This is a genomic window from Flavobacterium sangjuense (assembly GCF_004797125.1).
GTDB classification, from domain to species: domain Bacteria; phylum Bacteroidota; class Bacteroidia; order Flavobacteriales; family Flavobacteriaceae; genus Flavobacterium; species Flavobacterium sangjuense.
The window spans coordinates 1,634,963-1,655,101 of sequence record NZ_CP038810.1 but is presented as its reverse complement, the minus strand read 5'-3'; the positions used below and the strand labels follow the sequence as shown (position 1 = coordinate 1,655,101).

Below are 20,139 nucleotides of genomic sequence, written 5' to 3'. Positions count from 1 at the left end.
TGTTATAAAATATAATCAGTATTTATAAAATTCGATTCCTTACTATTGAGCAATTCCTGTAAAATCGCATTGTTATACGCATTGTCTTTGGAAGCTACAAACGTTCGAATAGAAAACGAACGCAAGGCATCATGAATACTCAAGGTTCCCACAGCCGAATCTTTTCTTCCCGTAAACGGATACACATCCGGACCACGTTGACAGGAACTGTTTAAATTCACACGGCAAACCAAATTCACCAAAGTGTCAATAAGCGGCGCAATGGTTTTAATGTCTTTCCCAAACAAACTCACTTGTTGTCCATAGTTTGATTCTGCCATATCATTCAACGGTTCCTGAATGTCTTTGAAAGTTATAATTGGAATCACAGGCCCAAATTGCTCTTCGTGATACACACGCATTTCTTTGTTTATCGGAAATAAAACAGCTGGAAAAATATAATTATCCGAACGTTCTCCACCTTTTGCATTAATGACTTTAGCACCTTTAGTTATAGCATCATCAATTAATTCCTGAATATAATCGGGTTTGTCTTTTTCGGGTAATGGTGTCAATGAAACGCCTTTCTCCCATGGATTTCCAAAAGGAAGTGCATCAACTTTATCCGTAAATCTTCTGTTGAATTCCGCCGCAATTGATTCGTGTACGTAAAGAATTTTCAAGGCTGTACAACGTTGCCCATTGAAAGACAACGTTCCCATAATGCATTCCTGAATTGCCAAATCCAAATCCGCATCTGGCAAAATAATCGCGGGATTTTTAGCTTCCAATCCCAAAATCAAACGCAAACGGTTTTTATTTGGATGCAAATCCTGCAAAGCAATTGCCGATTTGCTATTTCCAATCAAAGCAAGAATATCTACTTTCCCCGATTTCATAATAGGTGAAGCCACTTCTCTTCCTCTGCCGTAAACGATATTGATAACGCCTTTTGGAAAACTGCTTTTAAACGCTTCAAGCAATGGCGAAATCAATAAAACGCCGTGTTTTGCGGGTTTAAAAATCACCGTATTTCCCATGATGATGGCGGGAATTAGCAATGAAAAAGTTTCGTTCAAAGGATAATTATAAGGTCCAAGACACAGCACAACTCCCAATGGCCCACGTCGAACCATGGCATTCACGCCTTGGCTTTTGGTGAATCGCGCATTGTTTCTGTCTAATTCTTTGTAATCCTCAATTGTGTCATAAATGTATTCAACCGTTCTGTCAAATTCCTTCTCTGAATCAGGTAATGATTTTCCGATTTCCCACATCAAATATTTGACTACTTCGCTACGGGCAGCTTTCATTTGCGTAACAAAATTCTCCATGCATCTGATACGGTCAATGACTTTCATCGTTGGCCACAATCCTTGTCCGTTGTTATAAGCAGCAACAGCCGATTCTACTACTTCAGCAGCAGCAGCTTCTCCCATCGTTGGAATGGAACCTAATAATGTTGGCGCATAATTTTCGGTTGAGGAAATAGTAGAATAAACTTCTGAGGTTTCGCCAGTCCATTTTTTTAGCTGACCGTCAACTAAATAAGTATCTTGGTGTAATAATTTGGTAATTTGAAATTCGGTTGGAATAGTATTCATAAAAATGATTTTTTATAAAATTACTATTTTGGTTAAGACCATCAACATCGTTTAGCGGAAAGAAATTAACTAAAACGTTGTAACTAATAACTTTTAAAAATTCACTCTAAAAAAAACATTTGGCATGATGCCCAAAGTGTAATAATTCTGCATCTCATAACGCGGCGTGATGAAATCCTGAAGACTTGCATACTTTCGCTCGAATTCTTTACTGATAAGATCGCTGTGGTTGTAAAGATTGTAAACCGATACGCCAACTTTAAAAATAGTTCCTTTTTGGTTTTGAAACTGATAACTGGCAGAAAAATCTAAACGATGATAATCAGGTAATCTTTCGGAATTGTAAGCTGTGATTTCTCCCGAATCATTAACCGTGCTAAATGGTTTTCCGCTGTGCCAAAACCATCCTGTTGTAAACAAAAAGTTCTTCCATTTTTTATTGAACGCAATCGTAAAATTGTGCTTGATATCGGCATTGGAGCTGAAATAATTCCCGTCATTTAAACTCTCAAACTTATTCTGTGAATCCTGATAAGTGTATGTCATCCAAGCACGCCATGAATTATGGCTTTTTTGAAGCAAAACATCTACTCCTTTGGTAAATCCTTTTCCGTGATGAATGTCATTGTCATTCTGTCCCAAAAAACCCAAAGTATACGAAGTGATTCCAGTGATATTTTTGTAATAAGTATCAACATCTAAAAGCCAGTTATTCTTTTTGAAAATGATTCCGGAAGCAAACTGATTTGCTTTCTGAATTGGATATTCACCATTATCAGACAATACCCAAACATAGTTTTCCAGACTCAAATCGTTAGCCGCATTTTCGCGAACCTGACTCAAAATCTGGCTTCTTCGTTCATAAGAAACTTGCCAGATTAACGATTCAGTTAGTTTCTTTTGAAGCATCAAACGCGGTTCGAAACTCGAGGCTTTTATTTGGCTATAAAAGTTATAACGCAAGCCGGGCTGGATATTCCAACTGCCAAAATCACTTTGGTAATGAACATATCCGGCATGAGTAACATTGTAAAGATGTCGCAAACCTAAATCAATTCCAACATCCTGATTGTAACTATTGAACAAATGTGAAATATCATTTCCGAAAACCTGATAACCAAAATCTAAATTAGATTGTTCATTCATTTGATAACCAAAACGCAACTCAGCGCCCGAATCTACTACTCTATTTAATTTCTTGAACGCTTCAAATTTATTGCTATCATAATCCTGTTTCTTGAGGTAATCAAAACTGTAAAGCGAGTAGTAAACCAAAGTTTGCTGCTTGAATTTCGGAGTATATTTTTGTGTCCAATTCAGACTGAATCCATAATTTTCTACTTTCATTCTTTGGTTACTGATACTGTCGGTCTTGATAACACTTTTATAATCTAAATCATTTTTAATAACCAAAGCCGAGAGTGAAATTTCAGTTTTTGGATTGGGTTTGAAATTCAATTTTGCTGAATAATCATAAAACTGAAATTGGTTGTCATTATCAAATTCTTTGAAGTCGGTATTCTGAAAAACCTTGCGTTCCAATTGATTAAACGTAGGCGATTGCAGCCATTCGGTATACGATTTTCGGGCAGAAAATTGCAAGCCTAATTTATCTTTAATCAATGATGCTTTCAGATAAATATCGGCATTCAGAGCGTTGATTCCCGCATTAATTTTTAACTTATCTGAGATTTTGTCTGTGGATTTGATATCGATAATTCCCGAAACTCTTTCACCAAACCTTGGATTCACAGCCTTATTGTAATAATCCACGGTTTGCTCCACATTAGGATTAATACTAGAAATCATGCCAAATAAATGCCCGGGATGATACAACCGAATGCCATCCATCAGGATTAAATTCTGGTCAGAAGTGCCGCCGCGAATATATAAGCCTGTTGCCGTTTCATTCGGACTTTTAACTCCAGGTAACTGTTGTAGTGATTGCAAAATATCGGCATCCGTTATTCCCGGAAGCGTTTGCACTTTTTGTGGAAAGATGCTATAATGTTGATTGGTTTTTTGAATTCCTTTTGCCAAAAACTCTTCGACTATAACTTCTTTGAGCAGTGTTATGTTTGATTCCGTTCCTTTGGCTTCCGTTTTATTAAGAGAATAAAAACGCTGGTTAATCCTGATGATTTTTAAAGTCGATTGCTTTTCAATTTCATTATTAATTTCATCTAAGTCATATAACTTTTTTGGCAATGAAAATCGCTGTGGAATTACCAAAGAATCGACATAGGAATATTTAACATCAAATGCTTCCTCGACATCAGAAAGCACTTTGGTGAGTTTTGCATCAGCATAAAAAAACGACTTCTTTTTTTGTGACCAGGAAAATTGTAACCAGCACAAAAAGAAGGCTAACAACATTAGTTTCTTCATTTAGAAATGATAATTTTTCCGGTTTGGTCTTTGCCAAATTTTAAATGCAACGGCAAACAAATGGTTTGCAGCGCTACGGTTGATTCTTTATGTGTAAAAGTTCCTGTGAATTTTATGTTTTCAATGGTTTTCGGATAGTCGATTTCAACATTGTATTGGTTTTTAAACTGGTCAATTACATAGCGCATCGGTACATTTTTAAAAGACGTTTCTCCCGAAATCCAGGTTGGCTTTTCAGTTGTATCATCTGCCCAATTTTCAACCGTATGATTGTAATAGCGAACGCTTTCTCCGTGTGTTAAAATGATTGATTTTCCTTTTTGTGTTACTTCCACTTTGCCTTCATAACATTTTACTTCAAAGAAATCTTTGAATGCTATCACATTGAATTTGGTTCCCAAAACGTGAATATCGCCGAGCGATGTTTTTACAGTAAACGAACTTCCTTTTTCGACTTCAAAAAAAGCTTCACCATCGAGACACAAGGCTCGTTTGTAGCTGTAATTGTTGCGGTAAACCAGTGTTGATTTGGCATTTAAAGATACTTTGGAATGGTCGGCCAAGGTGATTATTTGTGTTTGACCAAAAGCAGTTGTTATGGTATTTTCGGCTATAAAAAAATGATACAAACCAAACATTACCAGCAAACAAGCCGCAATCGAAGCATAACGCCAAAGCGGAATTACTTTTGTTTTAGCTTGACTTTTAGTAGCCAGCTTTTGCTTGACTGCGCTAAAGTTTTGTTCCAAATCAGGATTGCTGAATTCAAAATTGCTTAGCGTGTTTTTTATCTTTTGAAATGCCTCAAAATCTTCTGCCGAAACCAATTCTTTTAATTGTTCGTCTGTAATTTTATTGGCCAACCAATCGGATAAATACGTTTCGTTCATCTCTTCCATCGTATTATTTTTCAAACGTTTTTTACTACTTTTCTCAAGGACAATAATGCTTGGTGCATTCGTTTTTCCACCGCTTTTACCGATAAATCCAATGATGCTGCAATTTCAGTATAAGACTGATTGTCAAAACGGTTCATTAAAAATACGGTTCTTTGCTTTTCGGGCAAATCATTTATGGCTTTTTCTAACAGGGATTTTAATTCGGTTTCCTCCATTAAAAATTCCGGTGATTCTTTGTGTGATGATTTGGGTCTAAATTGCAAATCATAATTATTCACTACCTGATTGTGCTTAATTCTATTCAGCGAAAGCCTAATAGCTGTAGTGTATAAAAAGCTTTTGGCTTGTTCGGGTTGAATTATTCCGCAATTTTCCCAAAGTTTAACAAAAGCATTTTGAGCTACATCTTCGGCACTTTCTATATCGCCCCGGAATTTATATACCAAAAAGTTACGCAACACTTTAAAATTAGTGTCAAAAACCGAGCGAAAAACCGCTTCGGAACAGAGCTTAACATTTTGGTTTTCTTCTTTCATAGCTTAAATTACAAACACAACCTTATCGCTAAGGTTGTGTCGTAACATTGATTTTTCCCAATTCTTATTTAAAATCAATTAATTACAATTATTAGTGATAGCCGTTTCAAACTGAGCACTACTGGTTATAAGTACTGTTACCGGACCTGTTGCACTATTAAATGTTACCGTTACCGGATAAACAAAGGCTGGAATACTTGACAGTGCCGGGAAATAATACTGACGCAAATTGTCATCAGAATTCACCGTTACCAAAGCACCACCAGATTGAACCTGTACCGGATAAGCCATATTAAAACACGAACCTAAACCTGTTCCGAAATTAACAGTTGTCACAGGATCACAGGATACTAAATCGGCAGCAGTAAATCCATCACATTCTGCATGACACATATTCGAGTATTCAACCACACCAGCAGAAGTTTGTACACAAACCGGATTATAGTCGGCAGGACAAACACATGAGCTGCTTGGACAATCATTATTCAAATCAAAGAATTCATATAAATTATTAATAACTATAGTCTGATCGTTTTGAACAACTGAGATTGGAAATACAATATCCAATTGATAAGATGTTCCTGTAGGCGTTGGTGAAGCTAAGTTTACCAATTCCGTTTGATCATCTACCACTATAGTTTGACCATTTGCATTCACAACCGAAATCGGGAAAACAATGGAATAACAAGTAAAATCAAAGACGATATCATTCACAGTATAAAAAGTACAGTCATCAATCAATGCAAAGAATTCGGCTTCATTATTTATAGTAGTAACTGCTCCTTCTTGTTGCACTTGGAAAGGAAATTCGATTCCCTCAATATATAATGTAGAGGTTTCATTAGTTAAAATTTCAATTAATCCCTCATATGAAGAAACGGTAATTACTGTTCCGTCATTATATGAAAGGCTAATAGGATAAACAAACCCGAAGCAAAAAAATTGGTCATCTGTAGTTAAACCATTTTTCCCACTGATATTGTTGGCTTTTTTGATTTCGTTTAATGTGGTTCTCAACGAAATACTTTTGGTAGTTACCACTTCGTTTTCAACCGGATCATTATCGGTACAAGAATAGAAACCTGCAACAGTTACTGTAAGTAACAATAGTAAAATTTTAATTTTTTTCATCTTATTTATAATTTAGTGTTTAAAGGTTAGACAACACAAAATGTCATCACCCTACTTTTTAAAAAACAAAAATGAAATTTACTTTATTTTGAGAGACTTTGTGCAATTTTCAAGGCACATTTTTCACCGTCAATAGCGGCAGAAATAATTCCACCTGCAAATCCGGCACCTTCTCCACAAGGATACAAACCTTTGATTTGTGTATGTTCCAAAGTTTCGTTGTCACGCGGAATGCGTACCGGTGAGGAAGTTCTGCTTTCCGGTGCATGAAGAATAGCATCATTAGTCATATAACCACGAATTGCTTTTCCAAATTCAATAAAGCCTTCCCGCATAATTTGGGTTAAAAAGCCAGGGGAAACCTGTCCCATTTCAACTGAAGTTGTTCCCGGAACATAAGATGTTTTTGGAATTGATTCCGACACTTTACTTCTGGTAAAATCAATCATTCGCTGTGCCGGAACTCTTTGTGTCTCTCCAGCCAAATGCCAGGCTTTTTGTTCGATGCTTTTCTGGAATTCCATTCCTGCTAAAGCTCCGAATTTGGCAAAGGGTTTAAAATCTTCTAGTTTTAATTCGACCACAATACCCGAATTGGCTGTCGCCTGATCTCGTTTAGATGGTGACCAACCATTGGTTACTACCTCTCCCGGACTTGTAGCACAAGGTGCAATTACGCCACCGGGACACATACAAAACGAATACATTCCGCGACCATTAACCTGCTTCACAATGGAATATGGTGCAGGTGGTAAATAGTCTCCACGAAAATCGCAACTGTATTGAATTCTATCAATCAATTCCTGAGGATGTTCCGCACGAACGCCTAATGCAAAAGGTTTTGCTTCGATAAAAATCTTTTTCTTATCTAGTAATTCAAATATATCACGAGCCGAATGTCCGGTTGCTAAAATTAGTTTATTGGCCGAAATTGTATCGCCATTTTGAGTAACAACGCCTTGCATTTCATTGTTTTTAATAACGAAATCAGTCACTCTGGTTTCAAACAACACTTTTCCGCCACATTCGATAATTTTCTCCCGAATGTCCTGAATGATTTGCGGTAATTTATTGGTCCCGATATGCGGATGCGCTTCGACTAAGATATCGGGCGTAGCACCAAAACCAACTAACAACTGCAGAATTCTGTCAACATCACCACGTTTTTTGGAACGCGTATATAATTTCCCATCAGAATAGGTTCCTGCGCCGCCTTCACCAAAACAATAATTTGAATCTTCATTGACAATATGGTCAACATTGATGGCTTTCAAATCGCGACGACGACCACGAACATCTTTTCCGCGTTCGATAATTATTGGTTTTAAACCTAATTCTATTAATTGCAAAGCTGCGAAAAGTCCGGCCGGACCAGCACCAACAATGATTACTTCCTGTTTATTGGAAACATTTTCATAATTGGGAAGTTCGATTTTTTGTTCGGTATATTTTTCATCTATTAAATAAACCGAAACTTTAAGATTGACTTTAATAGATTTTTGACGCGCATCAATAGAACGTTTCAGAATTACAACTTTATGAACCAATTTTGTAGAAACCCGAACTAATTGCGCCACGTGTTCATAGAGCAAACTTTCGTTAGCTGCTATTTCGGGTGAAACTTGAAGTTGGAGTTCTTGTGGCATAGTTTGATTTGTTTGGCAAAAATAATCAAATGAAAGTTAGTACAAATAAAAAAGGTTCAGCTTTCGCCAAACCTTTGATATTAAGAGGAGGACTGCCAGTAGCAGTTCAAATTAGTTCTTAATGAATTTATAATTACCCACTTGGTTGTTCATTGTTACTTTGACAAAATAAACACCGCTTTGCAAATCCGAAACAGCGATTGTTGTCAATGCTTGTGTTGTTTTTAATGATTTTACTTTGGCTCCACTGATGGAATAAATTTCTATCGAAGCGTTAGTATCATCAGTATTATTTTGAATATTCAGCACATTAGTTGCCGGATTTGGGAATACTTTTATACTGTTATTGTCTATGCTAACAGGCGTCACACCCAAAGCTACTGAAGATTCAAGATAATCAGCAGTACCACTGCTGTTAGTATCATCGTTACCCGGATTTCCATCGTGATTGTAGTCTTCTCTCCAGGTTAACAAACCATCTCCATCATCATCGTTATCCAAATAATTTGGAATTCCGTCTAAATCAGTATCTAAAATAACATTTACCTGACGCGGATTGACTCTGGCAAAAACATATTCTACGCTGGTTAACACCAAATCACCATCGTCATCATTGTCTAAATAATTTGGAATTCCGTCTAAATCAGTATCATCATTAGCCAAATTGGTGTCATTATTTACATCCTCTGTTGCCGAAGGTACGCTGTCACTATCAGCATCAATACTACAATCGATAACACTTAGAATAACTGATCTTATCGCTCCATTTCCGCTGGCATAAACCGTTCTTGGATTTGAAGTATTTATATAGGCTGTTGGATTTGCAACCGGAATTGTCAATGCATTATCCTCGAAAAAAGATATGGCAGAAGGATTAGCAGGTGATAAATCATTTGCTGCCACAGTTAAATCAAACGTTACAAATGAATCTGAATCATCATCACAACGCACAAAAGAATAGCTTGGATAATATCCTGGACGATAGAAACGCCAAGCTTCCTGGTTTGCACTCCAGTTTCCTGTGTTTCTTCCCGGTGGCGCTATGGCTTGAGTTCCATCAAGGTTAACTAAACCAATCACACCTCTACCTTGTTGCCAGGCTAAACATGGTGTCCTATTAATTACCTGCACATCAATTATATTGGTGGTTTCACTCAAAATGATTTGAGAAGAGCTCAACGCAACTGTACTATTGCACTGAAAATGAGGTTGATTGTTAAAATAAACTACAAATTTTCTGTAAGGTGCTGTTCCATAAACTCCGCTAGTTATGGTTCCGATAGCGCCAGTACTATTATTATTTAAGTCTTCATAGCATCCTAAAATGGAATTTTTGGTTCCAAATCCAGCATTTGGAATGGTATATACGACATTCCAAGGTGAGTACTGACCCGCTAATGATGTTCTAAAATCAACATATCCGTTGGTACTAACGACAAACTGAGTATAACTGTTTCCGTAAAAATCGAAACTAAACGGCATAGTTATTACCGGTGAATAGATGTCATCAGCTGTTGTTAATGGCGACAATGTTCCTGAATATGGTTGAAATGGAATTGAATTTACAGCGTAATTGCTTTGGGCATTTCCTTTAAAAACAAATAAGGAAAACAAGATAAAAAGAATGTACTTTTGCTTCATGATTTTTTGTTTAGTTTGACGAAAGCAAAAGTATTATTTTTTACGAATTAAACTACTGATTTTTAAAATTTTAACGAGATGTCCAGACAAATAAAACTAATTTGGGATTTTCGTGGAGAAGCCTCAGCCAAAACTGCAGAACATCACGAAATTCATTTAAAAGAATACATCGCCATTGAAAAATTTCCGATAAACATTACCGGTTTTGAAATCAAAAACGAACTACATGCCATTGCTTTTATGGTCGTAACAGATGAGAATATGATTTCTGTTAGAGATACTTTAAAACCACATCGTGGAGAAATTTATGCTGAATAAAAAAGAGAAGCTCTCACCTCTCTTTAATTCGCTACTTCGCTTATAAATTTTATTCGCATCAGACGCAATTCTTCGATATCATAATCGCCATCAAACTCCTTTAAGGCATCTTCTATTTTATCTGATTCTGATTCCATAAAATAGTCATGAATTTCTTCCTGTTGTTCTTCGTCAAGGATTTCATTTACCCAATAACTGATATTTAATTTGGTTCCGGAATAGACTATTTGCTCCATTTCTTTCAACAAATTATCCATTGTAAATCCTTTGGCTTTGGCTATATCTTCAAGCGACAGTTTTCGGTCAATGTTTTGGATGATGTATAGTTTATTAGCCGAATTCGCTCCGGTAGATTTTACCACTAAATCGTCTGGGCGAATGATGTCGTTATCTTCAACATAGCGCTCAATCAAATCGACGAATTCTTTTCCGTATTTTTTTGCTTTTCCTTCACCAACTCCATGTGTATTGGTCAACTCGTCAATGGTAATTGGATATTTCAAGGCCATATCTTCTAACGATGGATCCTGAAAAACTACAAATGGCGGAACACCCAATTTCTTAGCTACTTTTTTACGCAACTCACGCAACATCGCCATCAAAGCTTCATCTGCAGTGCCACCGGCTTTAGATGCTGTTACTATTGCATCGTCTTCTGCTTCATTATATTCATGATCTTCCGACATCATAAACGATGTTGGATTTTTGATAAACTCATGTCCTTTCTCTGATACTTTTAAAATACCATAGGTTTCAATATCTTTTGTCAAAAGACCTGCAACCAGCACTTGTCGAATCAATGCCATCCAATAACGCTCTTCGAATTTGCTTCCCTTTCCAAAAAAAGTTTGCGAATCGGTTCTGTGCGCCTTAATCATAGCATTCACTCTTCCGATAAGCGTAAAGCATATTTCTTTTGATTTATACAAATGCTTAGTGTCTCTAACAATTTCCAAAAGCAACTTGACTTGATCCTGTGCTTCGATTTTTGTTTTCGGATTGCGGACATTGTCATCCATATCGGCACCTTCACCAGTTTCGCTGTCAAATTCTTCTCCGAAATAATGCAATAAGAATTTACGACGGGACATCGAAGTTTCAGCATAAGCGACAACTTCCTGTAGCAAAGCAAACCCAATTTCCTGCTCAGCCACCGGTTTACCCGACATGAATTTTTCTAATTTTTCGACATCTTTATACGAATAGTAAGCCAAACAATGACCTTCGCCTCCATCTCTTCCGCCTCGACCCGTTTCCTGATAATAACTTTCCAGTGATTTCGGAATATCATGATGGATTACAAAACGAACGTCCGGTTTATCGATTCCCATTCCGAATGCTATGGTGGCTACGACCACATCAACATCTTCCATAAGAAACATGTCCTGATGTTTGGCTCTGGTTTTAGCATCCAAACCTGCGTGATACGGTACAGCAGAAATTCCGTTTACCTGCAATACTTCTGCAATTTCTTCAACCTTCTTCCGGCTCAAACAATATATAATTCCGGATTTTCCTTTATGTTGTTTTATAAAACGAATGATATCCGATTCTATATTTTTTGTTTTGGTACGTACTTCATAAAATAAATTAGGACGATTGAAGGATGCCTTAAAAGTGACTGCATCTGACATATCCAGATTTTTAAGAATGTCTTCCTGCACTTTTGGAGTCGCCGTTGCGGTCAAACCAATAACCGGAACATCTCCAATTAGTTTGATAATGGCTTTTAAATTTCGATATTCTGGTCTGAAATCATGTCCCCATTCTGAAATACAGTGTGCTTCGTCTATGGCAACAAAAGAGATTTTTACATTTTGAAGAAATTCTACATACTCTTCTTTGGTTAGTGATTCCGGGGCTACGTATAATAATTTGGTAACTCCTGAGGTAATATCTTTTTTAACTTGATTAATTTCTGTTTTGGTAAGAGACGAATTCAACACATGAGCGATACCATTTTCAGAAGACAAACTTCGTATCGCATCCACTTGATTTTTCATTAAAGCAATAAGCGGCGAAACCACGATTGCGGTTCCTTCCTGAATCAAAGCAGGCAACTGATAACACAATGACTTTCCGCCACCTGTAGGCATTATAACAAAAGTATTATTTCGAGTAATAATACTTTTTATAACTTGTTCTTGTAATCCTTTAAATTGGTTGAAACCAAAATATTTTTTTAATTCTTTGTGAATGTCAATTTCGTTTAAATTCATTCTCTGTTAATGGTATTTTTACATAAATTTGCAAACATAAAGATAAGACTTTCTTTTATACATACAAATTTTATATTGTTACAATTTTGATAAATAAAGAAAACATTCTTGCTTCTGCTAAAAAGACAATTTTGTCTGAAAGTGAATCTATAGCCAAGCTAACCCAATTTTTAGATGACAATTTTGTAAATGCGGTCGAAATCATTTACAATTCAAAAGGTCGTTTAGTTGTAACCGGAATTGGTAAAAGTGCTATCATAGCCCAAAAGATTGTGGCGACTTTAAACTCAACCGGAACTCCTTCCCTTTTTCTTCATGCTTCAGAAGCAATTCACGGCGATTTAGGCATGGTGCAACCTGGCGATGTTGTGATTTGCATTTCAAAAAGTGGCAACAGTCCTGAGATTAAGGTTTTGGTTCCGTTGCTAAAACGATTCGGAAATAGACTAATTGCCATTACCGGAAATACGACTTCCTTTTTAGGAAAGGAAGCCGATTTTGTTTTGAATACGTATGTCGAAACCGAAGCTTGCCCAATTAATCTGGCTCCGACCAATAGCACCACAGCCCAATTGGTAATGGGTGATGCGATTGCGGTTTGCCTGATGGAAATGAAAAACTTTACTGCAGAAGATTTTGCCAAATACCATCCTGGTGGTGCATTGGGCAAAAAACTGTTATTACGTGTTGGCGATATGTTAGACACTACACACAGGCCACTTGTTTCACCGGATTCGACTATCAAAAATGCAATTATTGAGATATCTGAAAAGCGTCTTGGAGTTACTGCTGTTGTAGAAAATAATAAAGTTATTGGAATCATAACCGATGGTGATATCAGAAGAATGTTGAACAAAACTGAAAACATTACAGGATTGACAGCACAGGAGATAATGACCAAAAAACCGAAAACCATAAAATCAACAGATATGGTTAGCGATGCCTTGAATATCCTTGAAGATTTTTCAATTACGCAATTAGTGGTTGTTGATAATGATGACTACAAAGGCGTAATTCACTTGCATGACATTTTAAAAGAAGGCATTGTATAATGGCAAAGAAACCACTTAATGAAATGTCATTCCTGGATCATCTTGAAGAGTTAAGATGGTTGTTGGTAAGAAGTTCGGCTGCCGTTGTCACCATGGCAATTGTTTCCTATTTTTTTGCAGATTATATTTTCAGTGATTTAATTTTTGGTCCAACCGACCCAAGTTTTATAACCTATCGTTTCTTTTGTGACGCTTCACATTACCTTGGTTTTGCTGACAGCATTTGTATTACCGAACTAAATTTCATTATTCAGAATACTCAAATGGAAGGTCAGGTAAATATTTTTGTCTGGGTTTGTATCACCGCAGGTTTTATTTTGGCTTTCCCTTATATCCTCTGGGAATTATGGAAATTTATTAGTCCGGCCTTGTATGAAAAAGAGAAAAAGAACGCCAAACTTTTCATTTTTGTAGCTTCGATACTATTCTTTTTGGGTGTGCTTTTTGGTTATTTTGTAATCGTTCCAATGTCGGTAAATTTCCTGGCAACATTCTCTATAAGCAGCGTTGTGAAAAATCAATTTAGTATAGATTCCTATGTTAGCATGGTTAAAACAGCTGTCATTGCCAGTGGATTGTATTTTGAATTGCCAATCATCATTTATTTCCTGACCAAATTAGGATTAGTTGGCCCGAGTTTCTTAAGAAAATACAGAAAATGGGCTATTGTAATCATATTGATTATTGCTGCAATTGTAACGCCTCCGGATGTTGTAAGTCAGGTTACCGTTGCTGTACCTATGTTGATAATTTATGAAGGCTGTATCTGGATTTCAGCAATTGTAGAAAAAAATAAAAAGAAAGATGAGCAAACTAGTTGAAGAATTTAATGACTATCGTTCAAAAATGAACGAAAAATTATTGGCAGACAATAATAAAATTGTAAAACGAATTTTCAATCTGGATACCAATGCTTATGCTGAAGGCGCTTTGGATGTAAAAACGAAAGAGCTTCTCGGACTTGTGGCTTCTACAGTATTGCGTTGTGACGATTGCATCAAATACCATTTGGAAACAAGTTATAAAGAAGGCATCACCAAAGAAGAAATGATGGAAGCTATGGGAATTGCTACTTTAGTTGGAGGAACCATTGTAATTCCGCACCTGAGAAGAGCTTATGAATTTTGGGAAGCGTTAGAGGAAAGTGGTCAGTAATCAGTATTTAGTAATCAGTTTCCAAAATTGAAGTTAAAACGATAAATCAAGCAAATGGATTTTGTTTATTTGCATTAAATAAAACTTAGTACCTTAGTTACTTAGAACCTTAGAACCTCAAACATGAAGTTAAGAGCCGAAAATTTAGTCAAAACCTATAAAGGCCGAAGTGTCGTAAAAGGCATTTCTGTAGAAGTAAATCAAGGTGAAATCGTGGGGCTTTTGGGTCCGAATGGCGCCGGAAAAACAACTTCGTTCTATATGATTGTTGGATTGGTTAAACCAAATTCAGGTAATATCTATTTGGATGACATGAATATCACGGAATTTCCAATGTACAAACGTGCCCAACACGGAATTGGTTATTTGGCGCAGGAAGCTTCAGTTTTCAGAAAGTTGAGCATCGAAGATAATATTTTGAGTGTTTTGCAATTAACCAATTACACCAAACAAGAGCAAATAGCCAAAATGGAAAGCCTGATTGCCGAGTTTAGTCTGGAGCATATCAGAACCAATCGTGGCGATTTACTTTCCGGTGGTGAAAGGCGACGAACCGAAATCGCGAGAGCTTTGGCTACGGATCCGAAATTTATTCTACTTGATGAACCATTCGCAGGCGTTGACCCTGTAGCTGTTGAAGATATTCAGCGAATTGTAGCACAGTTAAAAAATAAAAACATCGGAATCTTAATTACCGATCACAACGTTCAGGAAACTTTGGCTATTACGGATAAAACATACTTAATGTTTGAAGGTGGAATTCTGAAAGCCGGAGTTCCGGAAGAATTAGCTGCTGACGAAATGGTAAGAAAAGTATATCTCGGACAAAACTTTGAACTTCGTAAAAAGAAACTAACGTTTTAATAAATGGAAAGCTCGTTGAAAGAACGGCAGGAAAAACTACACAAAGACCCTAAAAATTGGAAGGTTTTTGGTATGTTCTACTACTGTAAGGAAGATGATCGGGTTCTAGTTGACAAACCCAATCCTGCTTATGGAGTAACATTCAACTTTGCACATCGCTATGCATATGTATACATGCTGATCTTCTTTTCCCTTTTCGGATTTATGATTTATATGATTACACGAAATCAATAAAAAAGCTTCCTAAACGGAAGCTTTTTTTGTGACTATATTATTGATAACCGACAGTAAAACGTAGATTATAATTATCAACGGAACTGCCAGTATTTGAAGGAAAGCCAATAACAAAATTGAAAGCGCTAAAAAGAAAATCTGCAGTTTGTATTTGGCAAAACTAAAGTTCTTAATCTTCAGTGAAAACAATGGAATCTCGGCATTCATGACATAGGCACTTAAGAACACTAACACTACCAATACTATTTTCAACAATGTAAAATTCAAGTTCACAGCATCATTTACATTATCTGGGATAATATGCAAAAGTGGTAAACTTGTAAAAAACAGAGCATTTGCAGGTGTTGGTAACCCGATAAATGAATCCGACTGTCTTGTATCGATATTGAATTTTGCTAAGCGATAACATGCTCCAAGAGTTATGACAAAACCTAAATAGGGTATGTAGTCTGCACCTTTATATTGATATATACAATGATTTATTACAAATTCATCAATATCAATTTCATTTAAAAACCTATAAATTGTATATCCCGGAACAACACCACTTGTTACCATATCCGCCAAAGAATCCAATTGAACTCCCAATGGTCCGGCTACTCCAAATTTACGGGCAAAAAAACCATCAAAAAAATCAAAGAAAATACCCAAACAAACGAAGAAAAATGCCCAATCAAAGTTTAGATTAGAAATCATAACCAAAGCCACACATCCACAAAACAGATTAAGCATTGTAAATAAGTTCGGAATCAGTGCTTTAATTTTCATACGAATTCAATTAGCTTTTAAAAAAGAAATACAAATCTAATACAATAAGTTAAAGCTTTCTACGTTTTATATTAGAGATTTTTATTTGATATTTGTAAAAAGAAAAATTGCCTTGAAAAAAACAATTGCTATTCTACTGCTTTTTATTAGCATAATCACTCATGCACAATCAGTTAGAAAATATTCCAATGAATTCATGAACATTGGGGTTGATGCTGCTGCTTTGGGAATGTCTAATGCAGTTACGGCTTTTACAAGCGATGTAAATTCGGGCTATTGGAATCCGGCAGGTTTATTAAAAATTGAAGACAGCGAAGCTGCACTGATGCATGCGAGTTACTTTGCCAATATTGCCCAATATGATTATGCAGCTTACGCCAAAAAGATAGATGACAGAAGTGCTTGGGGAATTTCCCTAATACGTTTCGGAGTGGATGACATCTTAAATACCACACAGCTTATTGACAGCGAAGGAAATATTGACTACAACAGAATCAGCCTTTTTTCAACCGCCGATTATGGCTTGACGTTTTCGTATGCAAGGCGCCCAACATTGGTTGAAGGCTTACAATATGGAGTGAATGCCAAAGTCATCCGCAGGGTTATTGGCGATTTTGCCAGTTCGTGGGGTTTTGGTTTTGATTTCGGATTGCAGTATGAAAGTAATGATTGGCATTATGGTGTAATGCTTCGCGATATTACGACAACTTACAACATATGGGCAATTGATGAAGATAAATACAATGAAATAAAAGATGCCGTTGCCGGACAAAATCAGGAACCGCCTGAAAGTACCGAAATAACTTTTCCAAAAGCGCAACTTGGGGTTTCCAAAAAATTTGATTTTCATACGGAGTACACTTTGCTTGCAGCAGTTAATTTGAATATGCAGTTTGCCGAAACCAACGACATCATTTCTAACAGTGCCTTTAGTATTGACCCGGCTTTGGGATTGGAGTTTGGCTATACCGATTTGGTCTTTCTTCGCGCCGGTGTTGGAAATTTTCAAAATGTAGAGCAACTTGACGGAAGCACTAAAGTTAACTTTCAGCCCAATATTGGTTTGGGATTTAAATACAAAGGCATTCAGGTTGATTATGCTTTGACTGATTTAGGTGACCAAAGTGCCGCTTTGTATTCCAATATTTTTTCTGTGAAAATAGATTTAAGTATTTTTAGATAAAAATTATGCTCAAAAAAATTCTTTGTTTTTCCTTACTCTTGTATAGTTTCATTGCATTTTCGCAGGAACCAAATCTTTCTGCTGACGCACAGGTTAGTATTTTTACCTGCGACAGGGGTGAAGAATTGTATTCTACTTTTGGGCACACCGCACTTAGAATCACTGACCCAAATAATGCGCTTGATGTAGTATATAATTATGGTTATTTTGATTTCAGGACTGAAAATTTCTACTTCAAATTTGTAAAAGGCGATTTGCAGTATTATATGAAAGTAACTTCATATGATGATTTTGTTTTTGAATACAAATTAGAAAGAAGGCAGGTTATTGAACAGACGCTAAACTTACCGCTAGCAAAAAAACAGGAACTATTTGACGCACTAAATAAATCGTTGCTTTCGGACGAAAAAAGTTATACCTATAAATTTATTGACAGAAACTGTACCTCAATGGTTGTCAATAAAATAAACGGTTTGTTTGGCACTGAAAAAATTCAGAAAGTAGACGATAAATCGATTAGCTACCGAACGGTTTTATATCCTTATTTCGAGAATTATTTTTGGTATAAATTGGGAATTAATATTGTTTTTGGAGCCAAAACCGACCAAAATGCAGAGAAGTTGTTTCTTCCTATAGAATTGCTGAACAGTTTAGATAAAGCTACAGTAGACGGAAAACCATTGGTTTCAAAAAAGGAAACTGTAGTTCAGGGAGTTTCTAGTCAGCCTCAATTCTCGTTTTTCGATAGCATTTACTTGATTTGTGTGGTGCTTCTGTTATTGGTAATTACCAACAAACTTTTTTTATTTAAAGGCTATCTTTTTGTTTGTGGCATTTTGGGGCTTTTTCTATGCCTGATTGGTTTATATTCCCAACATGAGGAATTGTTATGGAATTACAATGCGCTGCTCTTTAATCCGCTGTTTCTTTTGATTCCGTTTGCGAAGAATAATTTTTTGAAAAAGCTTAACGCCACATTGTTGATATTGCTTTTGATATACTGCATACTGATGCTAACAAAACCACATCTGATGATAATGATGCCATTTATTGTAACCAATCTGTATATTTTATTGAAATTGAATGGGAGAAACCCTTTGAAATTATTGTCCCCGATAAAGTAAAACGGTGCTCAGGGTTTTGAATATGATATTAACATCCAGAAAAATACTTCGGTGCTTGATATAATACAAATCGTATTGAAGTTTAATCAGGCTATCGTCAATAGTTTCACCATAAGAATAATTCACCTGTGCCCAGCCTGTTAGTCCAGGCTTTATAACGTGACGTGTTTCATAAAACGGCATCACTTCGGCAATTTCGCTTACGAAAATCGGACGCTCTGGTCTTGGTCCAATTACGGCCATATCACCTTTAAGAATATTGATAAACTGTGGTATTTCGTCCATACGCGACTTTCGCATTATTTTCCCAAATGGTGTTACTCTGCTATCATTTGTCGTGGCAAAAACTGCACCTTCTTCTTCAGCATTCTTAACCATTGTCCTATACTTGACAATATTGAAAATTTTACCATTCTTACCTACTCTTTCCTGAGTGTAAAATAATTTTCCTCTGTTTCCAAAAAGGTTTCCAATCAAAATTAATGGTAAAATCACTAGACCTATTAATAAACCAATTAGTGAAAATATAATCTCAAAAAGACGTACAATAATTAAGTAAAAATGATTTTGGTTGCTTCTGCTAAATGGGAAATAACGGTAAAAATCCCGGGAAACATATTGCACCGGAATTCGTTGCGTAATATTTTCATAAACCTGTGTATACTCTCTAATTATATAACCGTTTTCTAATAAATGTATCAATTGGTTATAAAGATTTACGGTTATTCCATCTGTTTTTTGGGAGGCAATTACAACTTCTGAAATTGAATTTTCCTTGACAAATGCTTCAAGATTATTAATGTCAATGCTTTTTATTTTATCATTTGTTTTGGTATTGGCACTATCAGAGTTAACAAACCCTAAAACACGATAATGTGGATCAGCACTTTCGAGCGCATGAACCAGTTCTTTGAGTTGTTCTTTATCACAAATCAGAATTACTTTTTTTGAAAATCTATTGGACGCAAAAAAACGCACATAAATCATTCTCCATATAAATAATGCTACAAAAATAGCCAGGTAAAAAATGAGTATTTGAAGACGGTTAGTTGGAAGAAGCGGCGTATAAACCGGCGTTAATAAATACATCAAAACCGTTATTGATGAAGTAAGGATGATACTTTTTATAACCTGAAATTGATTGCTGGCAACCTGCAGGTTATACATTTCAAAAACAGACCCAATAAAATTCAGGTAAATCCCTAATACAATTGTCCAATAAAAATTGGTGGTCGAAATATTGAAATAATTGAATTTGAATACAATACCAACTAAATACAAAGAAAGAAGTACAGAAATAACGTCAAAAATCCGTAAAAGAATTTTTCTTTCCGATACTTCAAAATGTATATCCTTGTATTTGTTCATTTCTTGGGGTAAAAGAATTTTGAAGTCGCA

General features: G+C 36.0%; 17 protein-coding genes. 7 read left to right on the top strand and 10 right to left on the bottom strand.

Features of this window, described 5'->3' with window-relative positions:
• Positions 1 to 2: 2 nt before the first annotated feature.
• The 7 genes from GS03_RS07135 to GS03_RS07105 form a co-directional block, all read right to left on the bottom strand.
• The gene (locus tag GS03_RS07135; protein ID WP_136151859.1) at positions 3 to 1,583 is read right to left on the bottom strand and encodes an NADP-dependent glyceraldehyde-3-phosphate dehydrogenase; all 1,581 of its coding nucleotides are present in this window, start codon (positions 1,581 to 1,583) and stop codon (positions 3 to 5) included.
• A 93-nt stretch (positions 1,584 to 1,676) separates the two neighbouring features.
• On the bottom strand, positions 1,677 to 3,971 hold the full coding sequence (locus tag GS03_RS07130) for a TonB-dependent receptor plug domain-containing protein (protein ID WP_136151858.1): 2,295 nt from the start codon (positions 3,969 to 3,971) through the stop codon (positions 1,677 to 1,679).
• A complete protein-coding gene (locus GS03_RS07125; RefSeq protein ID WP_168710282.1) occupies positions 3,968 to 4,870 on the bottom strand; it encodes a FecR family protein in 903 nt (300 codons plus the stop codon). The genes GS03_RS07130 and GS03_RS07125 overlap by 4 nt, the downstream gene beginning before the upstream one ends.
• Positions 4,871 to 4,881: 11 nt before the next feature.
• Positions 4,882 to 5,406 carry a sigma-70 family RNA polymerase sigma factor gene (locus GS03_RS07120; RefSeq protein WP_136151856.1) on the bottom strand — a complete coding sequence of 175 codons (525 nt, stop codon included), beginning with the start codon at positions 5,404 to 5,406 and terminating at the stop codon, positions 4,882 to 4,884.
• Positions 5,407 to 5,484: 78 nt separating this feature from the next.
• A complete protein-coding gene (locus GS03_RS07115) occupies positions 5,485 to 6,537 on the bottom strand; it encodes a Kazal-type serine protease inhibitor family protein (protein WP_136151855.1) in 1,053 nt (350 codons plus the stop codon).
• A gap of 83 nt (positions 6,538 to 6,620) precedes the next feature.
• A complete protein-coding gene (locus GS03_RS07110; protein ID WP_136151854.1) occupies positions 6,621 to 8,183 on the bottom strand; it encodes an NAD(P)/FAD-dependent oxidoreductase in 1,563 nt (520 codons plus the stop codon).
• 111 nt (positions 8,184 to 8,294) lie between these two features.
• A complete protein-coding gene (locus tag GS03_RS07105; protein WP_136151853.1) occupies positions 8,295 to 9,824 on the bottom strand; it encodes a T9SS type A sorting domain-containing protein in 1,530 nt (509 codons plus the stop codon).
• A 78-nt stretch (positions 9,825 to 9,902) separates the two neighbouring features.
• On the opposite strand from GS03_RS07105, the gene GS03_RS07100 reads away from it, so the two are divergent.
• Positions 9,903 to 10,142 (top strand): hypothetical protein, encoded by a 240-nt coding sequence (locus tag GS03_RS07100; RefSeq protein WP_136151852.1) that lies wholly within the window; start codon positions 9,903 to 9,905, stop codon positions 10,140 to 10,142.
• A gap of 23 nt (positions 10,143 to 10,165) precedes the next feature.
• Here the strand turns inward: GS03_RS07100 and recQ are convergent, their stop codons facing one another.
• Positions 10,166 to 12,361 (bottom strand): DNA helicase RecQ, encoded by a 2,196-nt coding sequence (gene recQ, locus GS03_RS07095; protein ID WP_136151851.1) that lies wholly within the window; start codon positions 12,359 to 12,361, stop codon positions 10,166 to 10,168.
• Between the two features lie 86 nt (positions 12,362 to 12,447).
• Between recQ and GS03_RS07090 the strand changes: the two genes are divergently transcribed.
• The 4 genes from GS03_RS07090 to lptB all read left to right on the top strand — a co-directional run bounded on the left by GS03_RS07090 (position 12,448) and on the right by lptB (position 15,432).
• Complete coding sequence (locus tag GS03_RS07090; RefSeq protein ID WP_168710281.1) at positions 12,448 to 13,413, top strand: KpsF/GutQ family sugar-phosphate isomerase; 966 nt, start codon at positions 12,448 to 12,450, stop codon at positions 13,411 to 13,413.
• A complete protein-coding gene (tatC, locus tag GS03_RS07085) occupies positions 13,413 to 14,234 on the top strand; it encodes a twin-arginine translocase subunit TatC (RefSeq protein ID WP_136151850.1) in 822 nt (273 codons plus the stop codon). The genes GS03_RS07090 and tatC overlap by 1 nt, the downstream gene beginning before the upstream one ends.
• On the top strand, positions 14,218 to 14,568 hold the full coding sequence (locus tag GS03_RS07080; RefSeq protein ID WP_136151849.1) for a carboxymuconolactone decarboxylase family protein: 351 nt from the start codon (positions 14,218 to 14,220) through the stop codon (positions 14,566 to 14,568). Before tatC ends, GS03_RS07080 begins: the two co-directional genes overlap by 17 nt.
• Before the next feature lie 123 nt (positions 14,569 to 14,691).
• The gene (lptB, locus tag GS03_RS07075; protein ID WP_136151848.1) at positions 14,692 to 15,432 is read left to right on the top strand and encodes an LPS export ABC transporter ATP-binding protein; all 741 of its coding nucleotides are present in this window, start codon (positions 14,692 to 14,694) and stop codon (positions 15,430 to 15,432) included.
• Positions 15,433 to 15,675: 243 nt separating this feature from the next.
• Here the strand turns inward: lptB and GS03_RS07070 are convergent, their stop codons facing one another.
• Complete coding sequence (locus tag GS03_RS07070; protein WP_136151847.1) at positions 15,676 to 16,434, bottom strand: CDP-alcohol phosphatidyltransferase family protein; 759 nt, start codon at positions 16,432 to 16,434, stop codon at positions 15,676 to 15,678.
• Between the two features lie 112 nt (positions 16,435 to 16,546).
• Between GS03_RS07070 and GS03_RS07065 the strand changes: the two genes are divergently transcribed.
• Together GS03_RS07065 and GS03_RS07060 are read left to right on the top strand one after the other, a co-directional pair.
• Positions 16,547 to 17,617 carry a PorV/PorQ family protein gene (locus GS03_RS07065; RefSeq protein ID WP_449404235.1) on the top strand — a complete coding sequence of 357 codons (1,071 nt, stop codon included), beginning with the start codon at positions 16,547 to 16,549 and terminating at the stop codon, positions 17,615 to 17,617.
• 5 nt (positions 17,618 to 17,622) lie between these two features.
• Positions 17,623 to 18,741 (top strand): lipoprotein N-acyltransferase Lnb domain-containing protein, encoded by a 1,119-nt coding sequence (locus GS03_RS07060; protein ID WP_136151846.1) that lies wholly within the window; start codon positions 17,623 to 17,625, stop codon positions 18,739 to 18,741.
• Here GS03_RS07060 and GS03_RS07055 read toward each other — a convergent pair.
• A complete protein-coding gene (locus GS03_RS07055) occupies positions 18,721 to 20,109 on the bottom strand; it encodes a sugar transferase (RefSeq protein WP_136151845.1) in 1,389 nt (462 codons plus the stop codon). The genes GS03_RS07060 and GS03_RS07055 overlap by 21 nt on opposite strands.
• Between the last annotated feature and the right edge of the window lie 30 nt (positions 20,110 to 20,139).

Coding starts and splice junctions, on each gene's coding strand:
- GS03_RS07135 (WP_136151859.1), bottom strand. CDS start 1,583: ATGAATACTATTCCAACCGAATTTCAAATTACCAAATTATTACACCAA.
- GS03_RS07115 (WP_136151855.1), bottom strand. CDS start 6,537: ATGAAAAAAATTAAAATTTTACTATTGTTACTTACAGTAACTGTTGCA.
- lptB (WP_136151848.1), top strand. CDS start 14,692: ATGAAGTTAAGAGCCGAAAATTTAGTCAAAACCTATAAAGGCCGAAGT.
- GS03_RS07120 (WP_136151856.1), bottom strand. CDS start 5,406: ATGAAAGAAGAAAACCAAAATGTTAAGCTCTGTTCCGAAGCGGTTTTT.
- GS03_RS07060 (WP_136151846.1), top strand. CDS start 17,623: ATGCTCAAAAAAATTCTTTGTTTTTCCTTACTCTTGTATAGTTTCATT.
- recQ (WP_136151851.1), bottom strand. CDS start 12,361: ATGAATTTAAACGAAATTGACATTCACAAAGAATTAAAAAAATATTTT.
- GS03_RS07110 (WP_136151854.1), bottom strand. CDS start 8,183: ATGCCACAAGAACTCCAACTTCAAGTTTCACCCGAAATAGCAGCTAAC.
- GS03_RS07100 (WP_136151852.1), top strand. CDS start 9,903: ATGTCCAGACAAATAAAACTAATTTGGGATTTTCGTGGAGAAGCCTCA.
- GS03_RS07105 (WP_136151853.1), bottom strand. CDS start 9,824: ATGAAGCAAAAGTACATTCTTTTTATCTTGTTTTCCTTATTTGTTTTT.
- GS03_RS07055 (WP_136151845.1), bottom strand. CDS start 20,109: ATGAACAAATACAAGGATATACATTTTGAAGTATCGGAAAGAAAAATT.
- tatC (WP_136151850.1), top strand. CDS start 13,413: ATGGCAAAGAAACCACTTAATGAAATGTCATTCCTGGATCATCTTGAA.
- GS03_RS07130 (WP_136151858.1), bottom strand. CDS start 3,971: ATGAAGAAACTAATGTTGTTAGCCTTCTTTTTGTGCTGGTTACAATTT.
- GS03_RS07125 (WP_168710282.1), bottom strand. CDS start 4,870: ATGGAAGAGATGAACGAAACGTATTTATCCGATTGGTTGGCCAATAAA.
- GS03_RS07070 (WP_136151847.1), bottom strand. CDS start 16,434: ATGAAAATTAAAGCACTGATTCCGAACTTATTTACAATGCTTAATCTG.
- GS03_RS07080 (WP_136151849.1), top strand. CDS start 14,218: ATGAGCAAACTAGTTGAAGAATTTAATGACTATCGTTCAAAAATGAAC.